We start from the raw sequence: 20,335 nt of genomic DNA, 5'->3' as shown, positions 1-20,335 counted from the left end.
GGCATTGGCGCGGCCAAACATCAACCTCACTTATTCTGCGTGTGCAGCATATAGTTCACATCCACGCCGGGGCCGAGTTTAAAAGTATTAGTGATCGGGTTGTAATGTAGCCCGGTTATATGTCGCTCTTTAAGGCTTGTCTGATCTACCCAGCCAAGCAGCTCTGCCGGTTTAATAAACTTCTTCACATCATGCGTGCCTTTGGGCACCATGCGCAAAATATGTTCCGCGCCAACCACCGCCATCAGCCATGACTTGCCGTTGCGGTTAAGCGTCGAGAAAAAGACATCGCCGCCCGGTTTCACCAGTTGCGCACAGGCTCTGACCACTGACTGCGGATCGGGGACGTGCTCCAGCATCTCCATGCAGGTCACCACATCATACTGCCCGGCATGTTTTGCCGCGTGCTCTTCCACGGTTTCCTGCACGTAATCCACTTGAATGCCGCTTTCCAGTGCGTGCAGCTTTGCCACCTGCAATGGCTCAAAGCCCATATCCAGACCGGTCACCGTCGCGCCTTCGCGCGCCATACTCTCGGCCAGAATGCCGCCGCCACAACCGACATCGAGCACCTTTTTGCCAAATAAACCGCCAGCACGCTCGGCAATATAGCCCAGACGCAGCGGGTTAATGCGGTGCAGCGGTTTGAACTCACCTTCAAGATCCCACCAGCGGGAGGCGACGGCTTCAAATTTAGCGATCTCTTCGTGGTCTACGTTATGGTTTACCGGCGATTTTTCGGCATTCATTGGCACTTCTACTCCGTAATTGGCAAGACAAACGAGTATATCAGGCATTGGATGTGAATAAAGCGTATAGGTTTACCTCAAACTGCGCGGCTGTGTTATAATTTGCGACCTTTGAATCCGGGATACAGTAGAGGGATAGCGGTTAGATGAGCGACCTTGCGAGAGAAATTACACCGGTCAACATTGAGGAAGAGCTGAAGAGCTCCTATCTGGATTATGCGATGTCGGTCATTGTTGGCCGTGCGCTGCCAGATGTCCGAGATGGTCTGAAGCCGGTACACCGTCGCGTACTTTACGCCATGAACGTACTAGGCAATGACTGGAACAAAGCCTATAAAAAATCTGCCCGTGTCGTTGGTGACGTAATCGGTAAATACCATCCCCATGGTGACTCGGCGGTTTATGACACGATCGTCCGTATGGCGCAGCCATTCTCGCTGCGTTACATGCTGGTAGACGGTCAGGGTAACTTCGGTTCCATCGACGGCGACTCTGCGGCGGCAATGCGTTATACGGAAATCCGTCTGGCGAAAATTGCCCATGAACTGATGGCCGATCTCGAAAAAGAGACGGTCGATTTCGTTGATAACTATGACGGCACGGAAAAAATTCCGGACGTCATGCCAACCAAAATTCCTAACCTGCTGGTGAACGGTTCTTCCGGTATCGCCGTAGGTATGGCAACCAACATCCCGCCGCACAACCTGACGGAAGTCATCAACGGTTGTCTGGCGTATATCGATGATGAAGACATCAGCATTGAAGGGCTGATGGAACACATCCCGGGGCCGGACTTCCCGACGGCGGCAATCATTAACGGTCGTCGCGGTATTGAAGAAGCTTACCGTACCGGTCGCGGCAAGGTATATATCCGCGCCCGTGCTGAAGTGGAAGTTGACGCCAAAACCGGACGTGAAACCATTATCGTCCACGAAATTCCGTATCAGGTAAACAAAGCGCGCCTGATCGAGAAGATTGCGGAACTGGTAAAAGAAAAACGCGTGGAAGGCATCAGCGCGCTGCGTGACGAGTCTGACAAAGACGGTATGCGCATCGTGATTGAAGTGAAACGCGATGCGGTCGGTGAAGTTGTGCTTAACAACCTCTACTCCCAGACCCAGTTGCAGGTTTCTTTCGGTATCAACATGGTGGCATTGCACCATGGTCAGCCGAAGATCATGAACCTGAAAGACATCATCGCGGCGTTTGTTCGTCACCGCCGTGAAGTGGTGACCCGTCGTACTATTTTCGAACTGCGTAAAGCTCGCGATCGTGCTCATATCCTTGAAGCATTAGCCGTGGCGCTGGCGAACATCGACCCGATCATCGAACTGATCCGTCATGCGCCGACGCCTGCAGAAGCGAAAACTGCGCTGGTTGCTAATCCGTGGCAGCTGGGCAACGTTGCCGCGATGCTCGAACGTGCTGGCGACGATGCTGCGCGTCCGGAATGGCTGGAGCCAGAGTTCGGCGTGCGTGATGGTCTGTACTACCTGACCGAACAGCAAGCTCAGGCGATTCTGGATCTGCGTTTGCAGAAACTGACCGGCCTTGAGCACGAAAAACTGCTCGACGAATACAAAGAGCTGCTGGATCAGATCGCAGAACTGCTGCGTATTCTTGGTAGCGCCGATCGTCTGATGGAAGTGATCCGTGAAGAGCTGGAGCTGGTTCGTGAACAGTTCGGTGACAAACGTCGTACCGAAATCACCGCCAACAGCGCAGACATCAACCTGGAAGATCTGATCACCCAGGAAGATGTGGTAGTGACACTATCTCACCAGGGCTACGTTAAGTATCAGCCGCTTTCTGAATACGAAGCGCAGCGTCGTGGCGGGAAAGGTAAATCTGCCGCACGTATTAAAGAAGAAGACTTTATCGACCGACTGCTGGTGGCGAATACCCACGACCATATCCTGTGCTTCTCCAGCCGTGGTCGCGTCTATTCGATGAAAGTCTATCAGTTGCCGGAAGCCTCTCGTGGCGCGCGCGGTCGTCCGATCGTCAACCTGCTGCCGCTGGAGCAGGACGAACGTATCACCGCGATCCTGCCGGTGACCGAGTTTGAAGAAGGCGTGAAAGTCTTCATGGCGACCGCTAACGGTACTGTGAAGAAAACCGTCCTCACCGAATTCAACCGTCTGCGTACCGCCGGTAAAGTGGCGATCAAACTGGTTGAAGGCGATGAGCTGATCGGCGTTGACCTGACCAGTGGCGAAGATGAAGTAATGCTGTTCTCCGCTGAAGGTAAAGTGGTGCGCTTTAAAGAGTCTTCTGTCCGTGCGATGGGCTGCAACACCACCGGTGTTCGCGGTATTCGCTTAGGTGAAGGCGATAAAGTCGTCTCTCTGATCGTGCCTCGTGGCGATGGCGCAATCCTCACCGCAACGCAAAACGGTTACGGTAAACGTACCGCAGTGGCGGAATACCCAACCAAGTCGCGTGCGACGAAAGGGGTTATCTCCATTAAGGTTACTGAACGTAATGGTTTAGTGGTTGGCGCGGTACAGGTAGATGACTGCGACCAGATCATGATGATCACCGATGCCGGTACGCTGGTACGTACTCGCGTTTCGGAAATCAGCATCGTAGGCCGTAACACCCAGGGCGTGATCCTCATCCGTACTGCGGAAGATGAAAACGTAGTGGGTCTGCAACGTGTTGCTGAACCGGTTGACGAGGAAGATCTGGATACCATCGATGGCAGTGCCGCGGAAGGGGACGATGAAATCGCTCCGGAAGTGGACGTTGACGACGAGCCAGAAGAAGAATAATTTTACTTCTTCATGCCAAAAGGGAGCTATCTCCCTTGTTTGAATTGAAAAGTCCAGGCTGCAAAGTCTGGGCTTTTGTCGTATTAGGGCACGGTAAAGTTTGGCTGTGCCCGTAAAAAATGGCTGGCTATACACAAGGAATGTGGCAATGAGTGGTGAAAAAAAGGCGAAAGGCTGGCGGTTCTATGGTCTTGTAGGTTTTGGCGCAATAGCACTGCTTTCCGCTGGCGTCTGGGCGTTGCAATATGCTGGCAGTGGGCCAGAAAAAACGTTGTCGCCGCTGGTGGTGCACAACAATCTGCAAATCGATCTCAATGAGCCGGACCTCTTTCTCGACAGCGACTCTCTGAGCCAGCTTCCCAAAGATCTCCTCACCATTCCGTTTCTCCACGATGTTCTGAGCGAAGATTTCGTTTTCTATTATCAGAATCATGCCGATCGTCTGGGCATTGAAGGCAGCATTCGTCGTATTGTCTATGAACACGATCTCACGCTGAAAGATAAGCTCTTTTCGTCACTCTTAGATCAGCCCGCGCAGGCAGCGCTGTGGCACGATAAACAAGGCCATCTTTCACATTATATGGTGCTGATCCAGCGCAGTGGTTTAAGCAAACTGCTGGAGCCATTGTTGTTTGCCGCTACCAGCGACAGCCAGTTAAGCAAAACGGAAATCAGTAGCATCAAGATAAATAGTGAAACTATTCCTGTTTATCAGTTGCGCTATAACGGCAATAACGCCCTGATGTTCGCGACTTATCAGGACAAGATGCTGGTGTTTTCCAGCACGGATATGTTGTTTAAAGATGATCAGCAGGATACCGAAGCCACGGCGATCGCAGGTGATTTGTTGAGCGGCAAAAAACGCTGGCAAGCAAGCTTTGGCCTGGAAGAGCGTGCTGCTGAAAAAACGCCAGTACGCCAGCGCATCGTGGGCAGCGCCAGGTTGCTGGGTTTTGGCTACCAGCGGTTAATGCCTTCTTTTGCTGGCGTACGCTTCGAAATGGGTAACGACGGCTGGCACAGTTTTGTGGCGTTAAATGATGAATCCGCCAGCGTAGATACCAGTTTCGATTTTACGCCGGTCTGGAACAGTATGCCTGCCGGGGCCAGCTTCTGTGTGGCGGTGCCGTATTCACACGGTATTGCCGAAGAGATGCTTTCGCACATCAGCCAGGAAAACGACAAGCTGAATGGGGCGTTAGACGGTGCCGCGGGGCTGTGCTGGTATGAAGACTCAAAATTGCAAACCCCGCTGTTTGTCGGTCAGTTTGATGGCACTGCCGAACAGGCGCAATTGCCAGGGAAACTGTTTACGCAAAATATTGGTGCGCACGAAAGCAAAGCGCCAGAAGGTGTTTTGCCGATAAGCCAGACTCAGCAGGGCGAAGCGCAAATCTGGCGTCGCGAAGTGAGTTCCCGATACGGTCAGTATCCGAAAGCGCAGGCGGCGCAACCCGATCAATTAATGTCGGATTATTTTTTCCGCGTGTCGCTGGCGATGCAAAACAAAACGCTGCTTTTCTCCCTCGATGACACGCTGGTTAATAACGCCCTGCAAACACTGAATAAAAACCGCCCGGCAATGGTGGATGTAATACCCACTGATGGCATCGTTCCGCTCTATATCAATCCACAAGGCGTGGCGAAACTGCTGCGTAACGAAACGTTGACCAGTCTGCCGAAGAATCTCGAACCGGTTTTTTATAACGCCGCACAAACTTTATTAATGCCGAAGCTGGACGCTTTATCTCAACAACCGCGTTATGTCATGAAGCTGGCCCAGATGGAACCCGGTGCCGCCTGGCAGTGGCTACCCATAACCTGGCAGCCGCTATGAGGCACGGGCTGCTGGCGCTGATTTGCTGGCTGTGTTGTGTTGTTGCCCATAGCGAAATGCTGAATGTCGAACAATCCGGGCTGTTTCGCGCCTGGTTTGTACGCATTGCACAAGAACAGCTCCGCCAGGGGCCAAGTCCACGCTGGTATCAGCAGGATTGTGCGGGCCTGGTGCGATTTGCGGCGAACGAGACGCTGAAAGTTCACGATAGTAAATGGCTAAAAAGTAACGGTTTCTCTAGCCAGTATTTGCCGCCAGAGATGACGCTAACACCTGGACAGCGTCAACTGGCGCAAAACTGGAATCAGGGGAACGGGAAAACCGGCCCCTACGTGACCGCGATTAATTTGATTCAGTACAACAGCCAGTTTATTGGCCAGGACATAAACCAGGCGCTGCCTGGCGATATGATTTTTTTCGATCAGGGCGATGCCCAGCACTTAATGGTCTGGATGGGGCGTTACGTCATCTACCACACCGGAAGCGCCACGAAAACTGACAACGGAATGCGCGCAGTCAGTCTGCAACAACTTATGACATGGAAGGACACCCGATGGATACCCAACGATTCCAATCCCAATTTCATTGGCATTTATCGTTTAAATTTTCTGGCGTGATAGCAGCGTGCTTGTCCCTGTCTCTTGTGGGAACAGGGCTTGCTAATGCTGATGATTCGCTTCCTTCCAGTAACTATGCGCCGCCCGCCGGGGGAACATTCTTTTTGCTTGCTGACAGCAGTTTTAGCAGCAGTGAAGAGGCGAAAGTGCGACTGGAAGCGCCGGGGCGTGATTATCGGCGCTATCAGATGGAAGAGTACGGCGGCGTGGACGTTCGCCTGTATCGTATTCCTGACCCGATGGCATTTTTGCGCCAGCAGAAAAACCTGCATCGCATTGTGGTGCAACCGCAATATCTGGGCGACGGGCTGAACAATACGCTGACCTGGCTGTGGGATAACTGGTACGGCAAATCTCGCCGCGTGATGCAGCGTACTTTCTCTTCTCAGTCACGGCAGAATGTGACTCAGGCATTACCCGAATTACATCTCGGCAATGCCATTATTAAACCTTCCCGTTATGTACAGAACAACCAGTTTTCCCCGCTGAAAAAATATCCCTTGGTGGAACAGTTCCGTTATCCACTATGGCAGGCTAAACCGGTCGAGCCGCAGCAAGGGGTAAAACTGGAAGGCGCATCCAGCAATTTCATCTCGCCGCAGCCGGGTAACATTTATATTCCTCTCGGCCAACAAGAGCCGGGACTGTACCTCGTCGAGGCGATGGTTGGTGGGTATCGGGCGACGACGGTGGTGTTTGTTTCCGATACCGTGGCGCTTAGCAAAGTGTCAGGTAACGAGCTTCTGGTATGGACCGCGGGTAAAAAACAGGGTGAAGCGAAGCCCGGCTCAGAGATCTTGTGGACTGACGGTCTTGGCGTGATGACCCGCGGTGTGACCGATGACAGCGGTACCTTGCAGTTACAACATATATCGCCAGAACGTTCATACATTCTGGGTAAGGATGCTGAAGGCGGCGTTTTTGTCTCCGAGAACTTCTTCTACGAAAGCGAAATCTACAACACCCGCTTGTATATTTTTACCGATCGCCCGCTATATCGCGCAGGCGATCGTGTCGATGTTAAAGTGATGGGCCGCGAGTTCCACGATCCGTTGCATTCATCCCCCATCGTCAGCGCCCCGGCGAAGCTTTCGGTGCTGGACGCTAACGGCAGTCTGTTGCAAACCGTCGATGTCACGCTGGATGCGCGCAATGGCGGGCAGGGAAGTTTCCGCCTGCCAGAAAATGCCGTAGCCGGAGGTTATGAGTTACGTCTTGCTTACCGCAATCAGGTCTATAGCAGCAGTTTTCGCGTGGCAAACTACATCAAGCCACATTTCGAGATTGGTTTAGCTCTCGACAAAAAAGAGTTCAAAACTGGCGAAGCGGTCAGCGGCAAACTGCAACTTCTCTACCCGGATGGCGAGCCGGTAAAAAATGCCCGCGTGCAGTTAAGTTTGCGCGCTCAGCAATTATCAATGGTCGGTAACGATTTGCGTTATGCCGGACGTTTCCCCGTGTCGCTGGAAGGCAGCGAAACGGTGTCCGACGCCAGCGGTCATGTGGCGTTAAATCTCCCCGCCGCCGATAAACCGAGCCGCTATTTGTTAACCGTCTCCGCCAGTGACGGCGCGGCGTATCGCGTCACCACCACCAAAGAGATCCTCATTGAACGCGGTCTGGCGCATTACTCATTAAGTACTGCCGCACAATACAGTAATAGCGGCGAGTCGGTTGTGTTCCGTTATGCCGCGCTGGAATCTTCAAAACAGGTTCCTGTTACGTATGAATGGTTGCGTCTCGAAGACCGCACGAGCCATAGCGGAGAGCTACCGTCAGGCGGCAAATCCTTTACCGTCAATTTCGCTAAACCTGGCAACTACAATCTGACATTACGCGATAAAGACGGCTTAATTCTCGCTGGGTTAAGTCATGCCGTCAGCGGTAAGGGCAGCACGGCGCATACTGGTACGGTAGATATCGTGGCGGATAAAACGCTGTACCAGCCAGGCGAAACCGCGAAGATGCTGATTACCTTTCCGGAGCCAATTGATGAAGCATTATTGACGCTGGAACGCGATCGCGTGGAACAGCAGTCGCTGCTTTCGCATCCGGCAAACTGGCTAACGCTACAACGTTTAAACGATACCCAGTATGAAGCCCGGGTTCCAGTGAGCAATTCCTTTGCGCCTAACATCACTTTTTCGGTGCTGTATACCCGTAATGGTCAGTACAGTTTTCAGAACGCCGGGATCAAAGTTGCCGTTCCTCAGCTTGATATCCGGGTGAAAACGGACAAAACCCATTACCAGCCTGGTGAACTGGTCAATGTCGAATTAACCTCGTCGCTGAAAGGTAAACCTGTTTCTGCGCAGCTAACGGTAGGCGTGGTCGATGAAATGATCTACGCGCTGCAACCAGAAATCGCGCCGAATATCGGCAAATTTTTCTATCCGCTGGGGCGTAACAATGTGCGTACCAGCTCCAGTCTGTCGTTTATCAGCTACGACCAGGCGCTCTCCAGCGAGCCGGTTGCGCCTGGCGCGACTAACCGCAGCGAGCGGCGAGTAAAAATGCTTGAACGTCCACGGCGTGAAGAGGTGGATACCGCGGCATGGATGCCGTCACTCACAACCGATAAACAAGGCAAAGCGTATTTCACGTTCCTGATGCCTGATTCGTTAACCCGCTGGCGTATCACCGCGCGTGGGATGAACGGCGACGGGCTGGTCGGGCAGGGGCGTGCTTATCTGCGTTCGGAAAAAAATCTCTACATGAAGTGGAGTATGCCAACGGTGTATCGCGTGGGCGACAAACCGGCGGCAGGACTGTTTATCTTCAGTCAGCAGGATAACGAACCGGTGGCGCTGGTGACTAAATTTGCAGGCGCTGAGATGCGCCAGACGCTGACGCTGCACAAAGGGGCGAATTATATTTCGCTGACGCAGAATATTCAGCAATCTGGCTTGTTAAGTGCAGAACTGCAACAAAATGGGCAAGTGCAGGACAGCATTAGCACAAAACTGTCTTTTGTGGACAACAGCTGGCCCGTTGAACAGCAGAAAAATGTCATGCTCGGCGGTGGCGAGAACGCGCTGATGTTGCCCGAGCAGGCGAGTAATATCCGGCTACAAAGTAGTGAAACGCCGCAGGAGATTTTCCGCAACAATCTTGATGCGTTAGTCGATGAACCGTGGGGTGGGGTGATCAACACCGGTAGCCGTCTGATCCCGCTCAGTCTCGCCTGGCGTTCGCTTGCCGATCATCAAAGTGCCGCCGCTAACGACATTCGTCAGATGATTCAGGATAACCGTCTGCGGCTGATGCAACTGGCGGGGCCCGGAGCGCGCTTTACCTGGTGGGGTGAAGATGGCAATGGTGACGCCTTCCTTACGGCATGGGCATGGTACGCCGACTGGCAGGCCAGCCAGGCGCTCGGCGTAACGCAACAACCGGAATACTGGCAGCATATGCTCGACAGTTATGCCGAGCAGGCGGATAACATGCCGTTATTGCATCGGGCGCTGGTGCTGGCGTGGGCACAGGAGATGAATCTGCCGTGCAAAACGTTGTTGAAAGGGTTGGATGAAGCTATCGCCCGGCGCGGAACTAAAGATGAAGATTTCTCTGAGGAAGACATCCGCGATATCAATGACAGCCTGATCCTCGATACACCGGAATCTCCACTGGCAGATGCGGTGGCAAACGTCTTAACCATGACGTTGCTGAAAAAAGCGCAGTTGAAGTCCACGGTGATGCCACAGGTTCAGCAATATGCGTGGGATAAAGCGGCAAACAGCAATCAGCCGCTGGCGCACACGGTTGTGCTGCTCAATAGCGGGGGCGACGCTACCCAGGCGGCCGCTATTTTAAGTGGTTTGACCGCTGAGCAATCCACTATTGAGCGCGCACTGGCCATGAACTGGCTGGCGAAATATATGGCGACAATGCCTCCGGTTGTGTTGCCTGCGCCTGCGGGCGCATGGGCTAAACATAAGTTAACTGGAGGGGGCGAAGACTGGCGTTGGGTTGGTCAGGGTGTGCCGGACATTCTCTCTTTTGGTGACGAATTATCCCCGCAAAATGTGCAGGTCCGCTGGCGTGAACCGGCAAAAACGGCTCAACAAAGTAACATTCCGGTGACCGTTGAACGCCAGTTGTATCGGCTTATCCCTGGTGAAGAAGAGATGAGCTTTACTCTGCAACCGGTGACCAGCAATGAGATTGACAGCGATGCGCTGTATCTCGATGAAATCACGCTTACCAGCGAGCAGGATGCAGTTCTGCGCTATGGTCAGGTGGAAGTACCGCTCCCACCGGGAGCCGACGTTGAGCGCACAACATGGGGCATTTCGGTCAATAAACCCAACGCCGCGAAACAGCAGGGGCAATTGCTGGAAAAAGCGCGAAATGAAATGGGCGAACTGGCCTATATGGTGCCGGTGAAAGAACTGACGGGAACGGTCACTTTCCGCCATTTGCTGCGCTTCTCGCAAAAAGGGCAATTCGTTCTGCCTCCTGCTCGTTATGTGCGTTCCTATGCACCTGCACAGCAAAGTGTTGCGGCAGGGAGTGAATGGACCGGGATGCAGGTGAAATAAGTGAACTGGCGCAGAATCGTCTGGCTATTGGCGTTGGTTACTCTGCCAACGCTTGCGGAGGAGACGCCGTTACAACTGGCGCTGCGGGGCGCGCAGCACGATCAACTGTATCAGTTGTCGTCATCAGGCGTGACCAAAGTCTCGGCATTACCTGACACGCTCACCACGCCGTTAGGGAGTTTGTGGAAACTGTATGTTTACGCCTGGCTGGAGGATACCCATCAACCGGAGCAGCCCTACCAGTGTCGTGGAAACTCCCCGGAAGATGTTTATTGTTGTCAGGCTGGGGAGAGCATAACGCGCGATACCGCGCTGGTACGTTCCTGTGGACTCTATTTTGCGCCGCAGCGGTTGCATATTGGCGCAGATGTGTGGGGGCAATACTGGCAACAGCGTCAGGCACCTGCGTGGTTAGCGTCTCTGACTACGCTGAAGCCAGAAACCTCGGTAACGGTTAAATCGCTGCTTGATTCATTAGCGACGTTACCCGCGCAAAACAAAGCTCAGGAAGTCTTACTGGATGTGGTGCTGGACGAGGCGAAAATCGGTGTCGCATCCATGCTCGGTAGTCGGGTACGTGTGAAAACCTGGAGCTGGTTTGCCGATGATAAACAGGAAATCCGTCAGGGTGGTTTTGCTGGCTGGTTAACCGATGGTACACCGCTGTGGGTTACTGGCAGTGGCACCAGCAAAACGGTACTAACCCGTTATGCGACGGTGCTTAATCGGGTTTTGCCAGTGCCGACGCAGGTTGCCAGTGGGCAATGTGTAGAGGTGGAGCTGTTTGCCCGCTATCCGCTGAAGAAAATCACAGCGGAAAAGAGTACGACGGCAGTAAATCCCGGCGTACTTAATGGGCGCTATCGTGTGACGTTTACTAATGGTAACCACATTACGTTTGTCAGCCACGGTGAGACGACCTTACTGAGCGAAAAGGGCAAACTGAAATTGCAGTCGCATCTCGATCGTGAAGAGTACGTTGCCAGAGTTCTGGATCGCGAGGCGAAAAGTACGCCCCCTGAGGCAGCGAAAGCCATGACCGTGGCGATTCGCACTTTTTTACAGCAAAACGCCAATCGGGAAGGCGATTGCCTGACCATCCCCGACAGCAGCGCCACGCAGCGTGTTTCTGCTTCGCCAGCGACCACGGGGGCGCGAACGATGACCGCCTGGACGCAGGATCTCATCTATGCAGGCGATCCGGTTCATTATCATGGCAGTCGCGCTACCGAAGGGACACTTTCCTGGCGGCAAGCCACGGCCCAGGCGGGGCAGGGAGAGCGTTACGACCAGATACTCGCGTTTGCTTATCCCGACAACAGTCTTAGCCGCTGGGGAGCGCCACGCTCAACCTGCCAGTTATTACCCAAAGCGAAAGCCTGGCTGGCGAATAAAATGCCGCAGTGGCGGCGTATATTACAAGGCGAGACAGGGTACAACGAACCAGACGTGTTTGCGGTCTGTCGTTTAGTCTCAGGTTTCCCCTATACCGATCGGCAGCAGAAACGGCTGTTTATTCGTAACTTCTTTACGCTTCAGGATCGGCTGGATTTAACCCATGAGTATCTGCACCTGGCCTTTGATGGTTATCCCACCGGGCTTGATGAGAACTATATCGAAACGCTGACCCGACAATTATTAATGGACTAATGCTATGCGAAAGATTTTTCTTCCGTTGTTACTGGTGGCGCTTTCGCCTGTCGCTCACAGTGAAGGTGTGCAGGAAGTCGAGATTGATGCACCGCTCTCAGGCTGGCATCCGGCAGAGGGCGAAGATGCCAGTTTTTCACAATCGATCAATTACCCGGCGTCGTCCGTCAACATGGCAGATGATCAAAATATCTCAGCGCAGATCCGCGGCAAAATAAAGAATTATGCTGCGGCGGGTAAAGTTCAGCAGGGCCGGCTGGTGGTCAACGGTGCCAGTATGCCGCAGAGAATTGAATCCGATGGTTCATTTGCACGCCCTTATATTTTCACTGAAGGCAGCAACAGCGTGCAGGTCATCAGCCCGGATGGGCAAAGCCGACAAAAAATGCAGTTTTACTCAACGCCGGGTACAGGAACGATTCGTGCACGTTTACGGCTGGTTCTCTCGTGGGATACGGACAATACCGATCTCGATCTCCATGTTGTCACGCCCGATGGCGAACACGCCTGGTACGGTAACACCGTGCTGAAAAACAGTGGTGCACTGGATATGGATGTCACGACGGGGTACGGACCCGAGATTTTCGCCATGCCCGCGCCAATTCACGGGCGCTATCAGGTGTATATCAACTACTATGGTGGGCGCAGCGAAACGGAATTAACCACCGCCCAACTGACGCTGATCACCGATGAAGGATCGGTCAATGAGAAACAGGAAACATTTATTGTACCGATGCGTAATGCTGGCGAGCTGACGCTGGTGAAAAGTTTTGACTGGTGATTAATGGGGTTACCTTCGCCGTCGATGTTCAAGAAAACACCCGATAACTTTCGCTATCGGGTGTTTTTATTGATTAATTCAACCGTTCAATCACCATCGCAATTCCCTGGCCGCCGCCAATGCACAGTGTTGCCAGCCCCAGCGTTTTATCGCGTGCCTGCATGGCATGTAATAGTGTGACCAGAATACGAGCACCACTGGCACCGATAGGATGCCCGAGCGCGATGGCCCCGCCGTTGACATTCACTTTCTCAGAATCAAAGCCCAGGGTTTTCCCAACGGCAAGGAACTGTGCAGCAAATGCTTCATTAGCCTCAATGAGATCAATATCCGCCAGTTGCAGCCCCGCCAGTTGTAACGCTTTTTGCGTGGCAGGTACTGGCCCCATACCCATCAATGCGGGGGGCACGCCACCGCTGGCATAACTTTTAATGCGAGCCAGGGGGGTAAGGCCTGCTGCCAGCGCCGCAGATTCTTCCATAATCACCAGAGCGGCAGCACCGTCGTTAATACCAGACGCGTTCCCAGCGGTGACTGTTCCTGCTTTATCGAAGGCCGGGCGCAATGCACCTAACGCTTCAGCCGTTGAATTCGCTTTCGGGAATTCGTCTTGACTGAAGACGAAGGTTTTCTTCCGAGTGACAACATTTACCGGGACGATTTCGGCTGTAAAAGCACCGGACTCAATTGCGGCTGCCGCTTTACGCTGTGAATGTAGCGCCAGTTCATCCTGCATTTCACGGGTAATTCCGTACTCTTTAGCCACGTTTTCGGCGGTAATCCCCATATGATAACCATGGGTGGCGCACATCAGGCCATCGCGCAGGATTACGTCATAAACCTGTCCGTCTCCAAGACGATAACCAGAGCGTGCTTTTGCATCGAGTAAGTAGGGGGCTAAACTCATATTTTCCATACCCCCCGCCACAATGCTCTGCGCCTGACCTGCCTGAATGGCCTGGGCGGCAAGCGCCACACTTTTAAGACCCGAACCACATACTTTATTGACCGTGAATCCGCACACCGTTTCTGCCAGCCCGCTTTTTAACAGTGCCTGACGCGCCGGATTTTGCCCCAGCCCGGCTTGTAACACGTTACCCATAATCACTTCATCAACGTGTTGTGAATCGATTTTTGCACGTTCAATGGCGGCTTTAATTACTGTCGCCCCCAGGTCGATGGCGCTGGTGGAAGCGAGTGAACCGTTAAAACTACCGATAGCAGTACGTACCGCACTGACGATGACACAATTTTTCATTTTATATTCCTTCTGTTTGTAGGGGTGCCGTCAGAACAGCGTTAAACCAATGACGAAAATGACACCGGAGAAGAGCAGGGCAGTGATGCAGTAGCCCATGATGTCGCGGACACCGAGTCCGGCGATTGCCAGTGCTGGCAGCGCCCAGAATGGTTGTGCCATGTTCATCCATTGCTCGCCGTAGGCGATCGCCATTACCGATTTACCGAGATCAGCGCCCAGCGCCTGGGCTGCGGGTATCACGAAAGGTCCCTGAATAACCCAGTGACCGCCGCCAGACGGAACGGCGAAGTTAATCAGTGCAGAACTAAAAAAGGTCATTACCGGGAAGGTGTCTTTGTTCGCAACATTGATGAAGAATTCGGTAATGAGTCCGCCCAGACCGGAATGCTCCATCATCAGTTGGATCCCAGCGTAGAAGGGGAATTGCACCAGAATACCGGCAGTACTGCGTGCTGCCGCGCTGATAGCACGCATATAAGCCATTGGCGTTTTATGTAGCAGCAGACCCGCAATCATAAACATCAGGTTGACGGTATTGATGGTGATGTTGAAGCCATGTTCGCTGAAGTACATCGCAAGGTAAGCGATACCGAGTGCGCCGATGATCAACGTCAGAATGCGGCTTTCTTCCAGTCGCTCGGATGGTGGGGCATCTTTCGGTAGCTGCTTTTGAAAATCAGCCTCTTCCATGAGTAGTTTTGGATCGATACTCACCACGTCAGACGGTTTTGGCATCATCATGCGGGTGATAAATGGCATCACCACAATCAACGCCACAGTGATGAAAATGTTAAAACCACTGAACAGAGTATCGCCCACCGGGATCAGCCCGGCGATATGCTCAACCGGGTTGCCCGGTGTTGCAGCCAACAGAGGCATTGATCCAGAGAAGCCGCCACCCCAGGTGAGAAAACCAATGTAGGCGCAGGCAATGAGCAACGGATAATCAGAACCGGGGACTCGCCGGGCGACTTCACGGGCAAACATTGCGCCGACAACCAAACCAAATCCCCAGTTGATGACACAAGCGACTGAACCGAAGAAAGTGACCAGCATGACGCCCTGTACGGGCGTCTTTGCGGCGGAGGCGGCAGTACGCAGCAAACTTTTCACCGGAGCAGAGCTGGCAAGGGCATGACCGGTAACGATGATAAGCGCCATCTGCATACCAAACGCCAGCAAGTTCCAGAAACCGTCACCCCACATTTTCACCATGCTGATCGGCGTTTGTGGTGTTAACCAAAGCGCGATCACGAATGTTAGCAATGTCAGCAACATGGCAAAGATCAGTGGATCGGGAAGCCACCGGCTGACAAAACGCGTCATAAAACGCGATATGCGACCAATCATAAATCACCCCGTTGCGTATTCAGATCGGCGGCGACTTCAAACCGAGCTTCTGTTTTGGCACGCACGGTGGCTAAATCACACCCGTCGGCAATTTCGGTGAGCCACATTTTGCCGTCAATAAAACGAAAGACAGCCAGTTCAGTAACCAGCATATGCACCGCATGTTGCGCAGTGAGTGGCATGGTGCAGCGGCGCAAAATTTTTGCTGAACCATCTTTGGCGCAATGTTCCATGGCGATGATCACTTTGCGCGACCCGGTCACCAGATCCATCGCGCCACCCATACCGGGCACCATTTTCCCAGGCACTACCCAGTTCGCGAGGTTTGCTTCTTCGTCTACTTGCAAACCGCCGAGCACGCAGGCATCAATATGACCGCCACGGATTAGCGCAAATGACATGGCGCTATCAAACATGGCTGCACCGGGTAAAACACCGCACGGTTGCCCGCCAGCGTTCACCAGATCTGGATGCGCTGTCGTGACCGGGCCTAAACCGAGGAAGCCGTTTTCCGATTGCAGAGTGATATGAATACCCTCCGGTAAATAATTGGCGACCATTGTGGGTAAACCGATCCCTAAGTTAACGATGTCACCATCACGAAGCTCTTGCGCCACACGGCGCGCAATACGTTGTTTCGCATCCATTATTTGCTCTCCTGTGAAACGATGATGTGGTCGATAACGGCACCAGGGGTGACAATATGGTCAGGTTGCAGCTCGCCGGTTTCGACCAGTTCATCTGGCTCTACCAGCGTGATATCAGCCGCAAGGGCTATCAGGGGGTTAAAGTTGCGGGCGCTAAGTTGATAGGTCAGGTTGCCAAGTGTGTCGCAACGATGAGCGCGAATTAGCGCCAGGTCGGCGCGCAGTGGGCGTTCGAGCAGCCAGGTTTTACCGTCGAGTGTCAGTGTCTGTTTGCCTTCCTCTACGACGGTGCCGACACCCGTTGGGGTGAGAAAACCACCAAGTCCAGCTCCACCACAGCGAATTTGCTCGATTAGCGTACCTTGCGGCACCAGAACGACGTCCATCTCACCAGATATCATGCGCCGACCTGTTTCCGGGTTGGTGCCGATATGTGAAGCAATCACTTTGCGGACTCGACCATTGACGATGAGCGGACCGATGCCGGTATCAACAAACGCGGTATCATTGGCTATCAATGTCAGGTCGCGAACACCAGATTCCAGTAATGCTTCAACCAGGCGGGATGGAGTGCCAATCCCCATAAATCCGCCCACCATGATGGTCATGCCGTCACGAAAGAAGCCGGTGGCGTCTTGTAATGTCATCAATTTTGTTTTCATTTTTTATCCCTCTTGCATACACCGTTGTGGGTACAGTCAGGCAATAGCAAGGGGAGTGCCAGAATGAGATTATTGGATTTAGTTATTTAACTAATTGAATATGAAGGGATAAATTGGATGGAGATTTATAAGGAGAATGAGCGGCTATGCAGAAAATTGCGCACTGTGCAAATTTCTGCATAGCAAGTTTTGGTGTTATACATCCGCCGGATCGATACCGTATTCCTGGAGTTTATACATCAATGCACGGCGACTGATGCCCAGCATTAAAGCAGTGCGGGTTCGGTTTCCTTCTTGTTGTTCCAGCACTTCCATAATGATGCGTTTTTCGACGCGTTTAATTTCCTCTTTTAAATTACGCTCACCGACAGGGGCTGTTTTTACCTCGCCAGCATTACAGACTGGCTGACGAATCTGTGGCGGAAGATCCTCAGAAAAAATGATCGGGCCTGAATTCATCACGACGGCGCGTTCAATAACGTTGGAAAGCTCTCGAATATTTCCCGGCCATGACCAGGCGGTAAGCAGTGACATTGCCATCGGATCGATGTCGATAATATCGCGCTGATTCTCACTACTGAATTTTTGCAAAAAGTGATTAGCTAACAGGGAAATATCTTCCCGGCGATCGCGCAGAGGCGGCAGTATTAAATGAATAACGTTAAGGCGATAAAAGAGATCTTCACGGAAGGTGCCTTCTTTTACCATTGCCTGCAAGTCACGGTTGGTGGCAGCAATGATGCGGATATCAACTTTTATGGTCTGATGGCCGCCAATCCGTTCAAATTCCCGTTCCTGTAGAATGCGTAGTAATTTGGCTTGTAGTACCAGCGGCATTTCGCCAATTTCGTCGAGGAGCAGAGTACCTTCGTTGGCTCGTTCAAATAATCCCTGACGCAAGGTTTGTGCACCAGTAAATGCACCTTTTTCATGACCAAACAGTTCACTTTCGAGCAACGATTCCGGCAGCGCCGCGCAGTTGACTTTAATGAACGGCCCCTTTGCCCGCCGCGAATTGTAGTGAATCGCTCTGGCAATCAACTCTTTCCCGGTGCCGCTTTCACCGCTAATCAAGACGCTGGCCTGAGAAAGGGCAATTTTGGCGGTGTCTTTGCAGATGTCCATCATCGCCGGGCTGTTGGTGAGAATGTGCCCCCATTGCCAGCTGGTGCTCAGTGCCTGGTGCAGATGACGGATCTCTTTTTTCATTGACTGGAGTTGTAAAGCGCGCTGAACGATTAAATTCAACTCATCGAGATCAAACGGTTTAATAACATAGTCGAAGGCTCCGCAGCGTAGCGCTTCGACGGCGGTTTCCACTTCCGCATAGGCCGTCATCAGAATAACGGGTGTCCGGGTCTCATGGCTGCGCATCTCCTTTAGTGCCTTGATGCCGTCCATCTCTGGCATGCGGATATCCATCAACACCACATCAGGGTGAATATCGGCAAACAGGTGTAATGCTGTGCGTCCGTTGTTCGCACAATGTGTTTCGAATCCTTGTAGTGCAAAAGCGGTGCTTAGCATACGGCGAACATTATCTTCATCATCCACAATAAGGATGCGATTAATAGCAGTCATACAGTCTGATTTCCCTGCGGGTTGATCGGTAAAATAAGCGTGAAGGTTGCGCCGTAGCCCGGCAAACTGGCGACGCGAATATCACCCTGATGGGCATTAATGATGCGTTGACTTAACGCCAGACCAAGCCCGGTTCCTGAGGCTTTGGTGGTGAAAAAGGGATCGAAGATCTTTTTTTGCAGCGAGAGATCAATGCCACAGCCGTTGTCCTCTATCGAAATGGCCTGTTGTGAGTCGCTGTATTGCCAGGTTTGAATGCGAATTTTCCCTCGTGCGCTGATAGCCTGGACGGCATTGATCAGGATATTCAGTAGTACCTGTTTGAGCAGTTCACGATCGGCGTTAATCGGGCTTAATTCATTATCCAGTTCGCTTATGAAGTCGACCCGCGCTTGTACGCCGGCGGTTTGTACCAGTACCAGAGTTTCTTCAACCAATGCATTGAGGCTGACTTGTTGCCATTGACTGTGGCGTGGACGTGAAAATTCGAGCAATTGCTGAATAACTTTGTTAATTGAATCGATTTCTTTGAGTACTACGGACAGATATTCCTGATGTATTGGGTCACTGGTTTGTTGGCGCAAGATCTGTACATAACCACGAATAGCCGTTAACGGATTACGTACTTCATGCGCGACGCCAGCCATCAGCTCACCCAGTGTGGCGAGGCGTTCTGCTTGCGCCATGCGGCGCTGGGTTTCTTTGCGGGCAGTTAAATCAGAGAAAATCACCAAAGCACCTATCATTTCACCGTGCGTGTTATGAATACGACTGGTAGTGACACTGAGTTCAATGGTGCGGTCACGACCTGGAAAACTGATCTCCAGCGCCACATGTTCGGTGCCATGTTCCAGCGTATCCAGTACTGGACTGTAGAACTGAGTATTGTCGAACAACATGGAGTAAGGCTGCCCTACCAGTTCATGGCGTTGATAGCCAGTGATAACTTCTGCTGCTGGGTTCATGGTGGTTACATCACCCTGGCGGTCAATGGCAATGACGCCATCGGCAGCGTTTTCAATAATCAGATCGTTAAGTGTCCGCGTTTCACGCAGTGCCTGGGCGAGGTTATTAACACTCTGACTGATTTGCCCCATTTCACCGGGCAATTGTGGTAATCGAGTGGGAATATTTTGTGCCAGAGTCGAGAGGCCATCGGTGATGATATCAATATTGGCGCTCAGGCGACGGGAGAAAAGGACAATCAATAGCAGGCTTATCAGCAAACCGGCGGTGAGCACAATGATAATCCTCACATCCATTTTCCAGGCCTGGCGGCGAATATCTTCGGTTAATTCATTGGCCCAGATATAGCCGAGGATTTCACCATTACGCTCAATGGGGAGCATTGAATTCAAAATATCGCCGCGCACCTGCCTGCCTGAATAAACCAAAGGGGTATTTGTACGCATGACTTCGCGACCAGGGTGATCTGCGGCAATGGTAACGCCGACATTATTCTGATATAGCGCTGAAGGCGCGTAGGTGATTATCGCATCCAGCATTTTGTTGTAATAACCAGCACCGATGCCAGGGAAGGCGTGAGTGATATTTTCGGTAATGGGGGCAAGTTCTGCATTTAATGCGCGGATACGCTCCTCACGTGGTAAGTCGATGTAGAGATCATAGCGATCGCCTAGTGCCTGATTAAGCAGGTTGACCACGGCAGAAAGTTTTTTCTCTTTTTCAGATAAGACTGCTGAACGTCCTTCCGTTTCTACGATATAACCAATAGTAAGCGTTGGGACAATGACCATCAGGATTGCCATCAGGATCATTTGATTGCGTAAGCGGCGTGGATAAATCCACTTCATATAATGCATGCTGAAATCCACTAGTCTTGTCCGGTATATGACGATTATCAGAGGTTAAGGTGATGATTTCT

The 20,335-nt window shown here is 52.3% G+C and carries 13 protein-coding genes; 6 read left to right on the top strand and 7 right to left on the bottom strand.

The window, feature by feature from the left end:
• Window positions 1-26: 26 nt before the first annotated feature.
• A complete protein-coding gene (gene ubiG, locus RTW80_RS01300; RefSeq protein WP_000990763.1) occupies window positions 27-749 on the bottom strand; it encodes a bifunctional 2-polyprenyl-6-hydroxyphenol methylase/3-demethylubiquinol 3-O-methyltransferase UbiG in 723 nt (240 codons plus the stop codon).
• Between the two features lie 146 nt (window positions 750-895).
• Here ubiG and gyrA point away from each other — a divergent pair, with 146 nt between their 5' ends.
• From gyrA to RTW80_RS01270, 6 genes are all read left to right on the top strand, one after another.
• Entirely contained in the window at window positions 896-3,523 is a 2,628-nt protein-coding gene (gyrA, locus tag RTW80_RS01295; RefSeq protein WP_001281237.1) for a DNA topoisomerase (ATP-hydrolyzing) subunit A, read from the top strand.
• A 148-nt stretch (window positions 3,524-3,671) separates the two neighbouring features.
• Window positions 3,672-5,360 (top strand): DUF2138 domain-containing protein, encoded by a 1,689-nt coding sequence (locus tag RTW80_RS01290; RefSeq protein ID WP_000012280.1) that lies wholly within the window; start codon window positions 3,672-3,674, stop codon window positions 5,358-5,360.
• Window positions 5,357-5,977 carry a DUF1175 domain-containing protein gene (locus tag RTW80_RS01285; RefSeq protein WP_032247332.1) on the top strand — a complete coding sequence of 207 codons (621 nt, stop codon included), beginning with the start codon at window positions 5,357-5,359 and terminating at the stop codon, window positions 5,975-5,977. The genes RTW80_RS01290 and RTW80_RS01285 overlap by 4 nt, the downstream gene beginning before the upstream one ends.
• Before the next feature lie 26 nt (window positions 5,978-6,003).
• Window positions 6,004-10,518: an alpha-2-macroglobulin family protein gene (locus RTW80_RS01280; protein WP_000536523.1), complete on the top strand. Its 4,515-nt coding sequence runs from the start codon at window positions 6,004-6,006 to the stop codon at window positions 10,516-10,518.
• A complete protein-coding gene (locus tag RTW80_RS01275; protein WP_001104498.1) occupies window positions 10,519-12,168 on the top strand; it encodes a YfaQ family protein in 1,650 nt (549 codons plus the stop codon).
• A gap of 4 nt (window positions 12,169-12,172) precedes the next feature.
• Window positions 12,173-12,949 (top strand): YfaP family protein, encoded by a 777-nt coding sequence (locus RTW80_RS01270; RefSeq protein WP_001225852.1) that lies wholly within the window; start codon window positions 12,173-12,175, stop codon window positions 12,947-12,949.
• 73 nt (window positions 12,950-13,022) lie between these two features.
• On the opposite strand, the gene atoB is transcribed toward RTW80_RS01270, so the two are convergent.
• The 6 genes from atoB to atoS all read right to left on the bottom strand — a co-directional run bounded on the left by atoB (window position 13,023) and on the right by atoS (window position 20,273).
• Window positions 13,023-14,207 carry an acetyl-CoA acetyltransferase gene (gene atoB / locus RTW80_RS01265; RefSeq protein WP_000786549.1) on the bottom strand — a complete coding sequence of 395 codons (1,185 nt, stop codon included), beginning with the start codon at window positions 14,205-14,207 and terminating at the stop codon, window positions 13,023-13,025.
• Between the two features lie 30 nt (window positions 14,208-14,237).
• Window positions 14,238-15,560 carry a TIGR00366 family protein gene (locus RTW80_RS01260; protein WP_000580275.1) on the bottom strand — a complete coding sequence of 441 codons (1,323 nt, stop codon included), beginning with the start codon at window positions 15,558-15,560 and terminating at the stop codon, window positions 14,238-14,240.
• Complete coding sequence (gene atoA, locus RTW80_RS01255; protein WP_000339065.1) at window positions 15,557-16,207, bottom strand: acetate CoA-transferase subunit beta; 651 nt, start codon at window positions 16,205-16,207, stop codon at window positions 15,557-15,559. The genes RTW80_RS01260 and atoA overlap by 4 nt, the downstream gene beginning before the upstream one ends.
• Window positions 16,207-16,869: an acetate CoA-transferase subunit alpha gene (gene atoD / locus RTW80_RS01250; RefSeq protein WP_000850540.1), complete on the bottom strand. Its 663-nt coding sequence runs from the start codon at window positions 16,867-16,869 to the stop codon at window positions 16,207-16,209. The genes atoA and atoD overlap by 1 nt, the downstream gene beginning before the upstream one ends.
• Window positions 16,870-17,064: 195 nt before the next feature.
• Window positions 17,065-18,450, bottom strand: a complete 1,386-nt coding sequence (gene atoC / locus RTW80_RS01245) for an acetoacetate metabolism transcriptional regulator AtoC (RefSeq protein WP_000125282.1) — start codon at window positions 18,448-18,450, stop codon at window positions 17,065-17,067.
• Window positions 18,447-20,273 (bottom strand): two-component system sensor histidine kinase AtoS, encoded by a 1,827-nt coding sequence (atoS, locus tag RTW80_RS01240; protein ID WP_000559125.1) that lies wholly within the window; start codon window positions 20,271-20,273, stop codon window positions 18,447-18,449. The genes atoC and atoS overlap by 4 nt, the downstream gene beginning before the upstream one ends.
• Between the last annotated feature and the right edge of the window lie 62 nt (window positions 20,274-20,335).

This window comes from Escherichia sp. AM3 (assembly GCF_032029835.1).
GTDB classification, from domain to species: domain Bacteria; phylum Pseudomonadota; class Gammaproteobacteria; order Enterobacterales; family Enterobacteriaceae; genus Escherichia; species Escherichia coli.
This window is presented reverse-complemented; position numbering and strand designations above follow the sequence as displayed.

Coding starts and splice junctions, on each gene's coding strand:
- RTW80_RS01290 (WP_000012280.1), top strand. CDS start 3,672: ATGAGTGGTGAAAAAAAGGCGAAAGGCTGGCGGTTCTATGGTCTTGTA.
- RTW80_RS01285 (WP_032247332.1), top strand. CDS start 5,357: ATGAGGCACGGGCTGCTGGCGCTGATTTGCTGGCTGTGTTGTGTTGTT.
- atoC (WP_000125282.1), bottom strand. CDS start 18,450: ATGACTGCTATTAATCGCATCCTTATTGTGGATGATGAAGATAATGTT.
- RTW80_RS01270 (WP_001225852.1), top strand. CDS start 12,173: ATGCGAAAGATTTTTCTTCCGTTGTTACTGGTGGCGCTTTCGCCTGTC.
- atoB (WP_000786549.1), bottom strand. CDS start 14,207: ATGAAAAATTGTGTCATCGTCAGTGCGGTACGTACTGCTATCGGTAGT.
- gyrA (WP_001281237.1), top strand. CDS start 896: ATGAGCGACCTTGCGAGAGAAATTACACCGGTCAACATTGAGGAAGAG.
- ubiG (WP_000990763.1), bottom strand. CDS start 749: ATGAATGCCGAAAAATCGCCGGTAAACCATAACGTAGACCACGAAGAG.
- atoD (WP_000850540.1), bottom strand. CDS start 16,869: ATGAAAACAAAATTGATGACATTACAAGACGCCACCGGCTTCTTTCGT.
- atoA (WP_000339065.1), bottom strand. CDS start 16,207: ATGGATGCGAAACAACGTATTGCGCGCCGTGTGGCGCAAGAGCTTCGT.
- atoS (WP_000559125.1), bottom strand. CDS start 20,273: ATGCATTATATGAAGTGGATTTATCCACGCCGCTTACGCAATCAAATG.
- RTW80_RS01260 (WP_000580275.1), bottom strand. CDS start 15,560: ATGATTGGTCGCATATCGCGTTTTATGACGCGTTTTGTCAGCCGGTGG.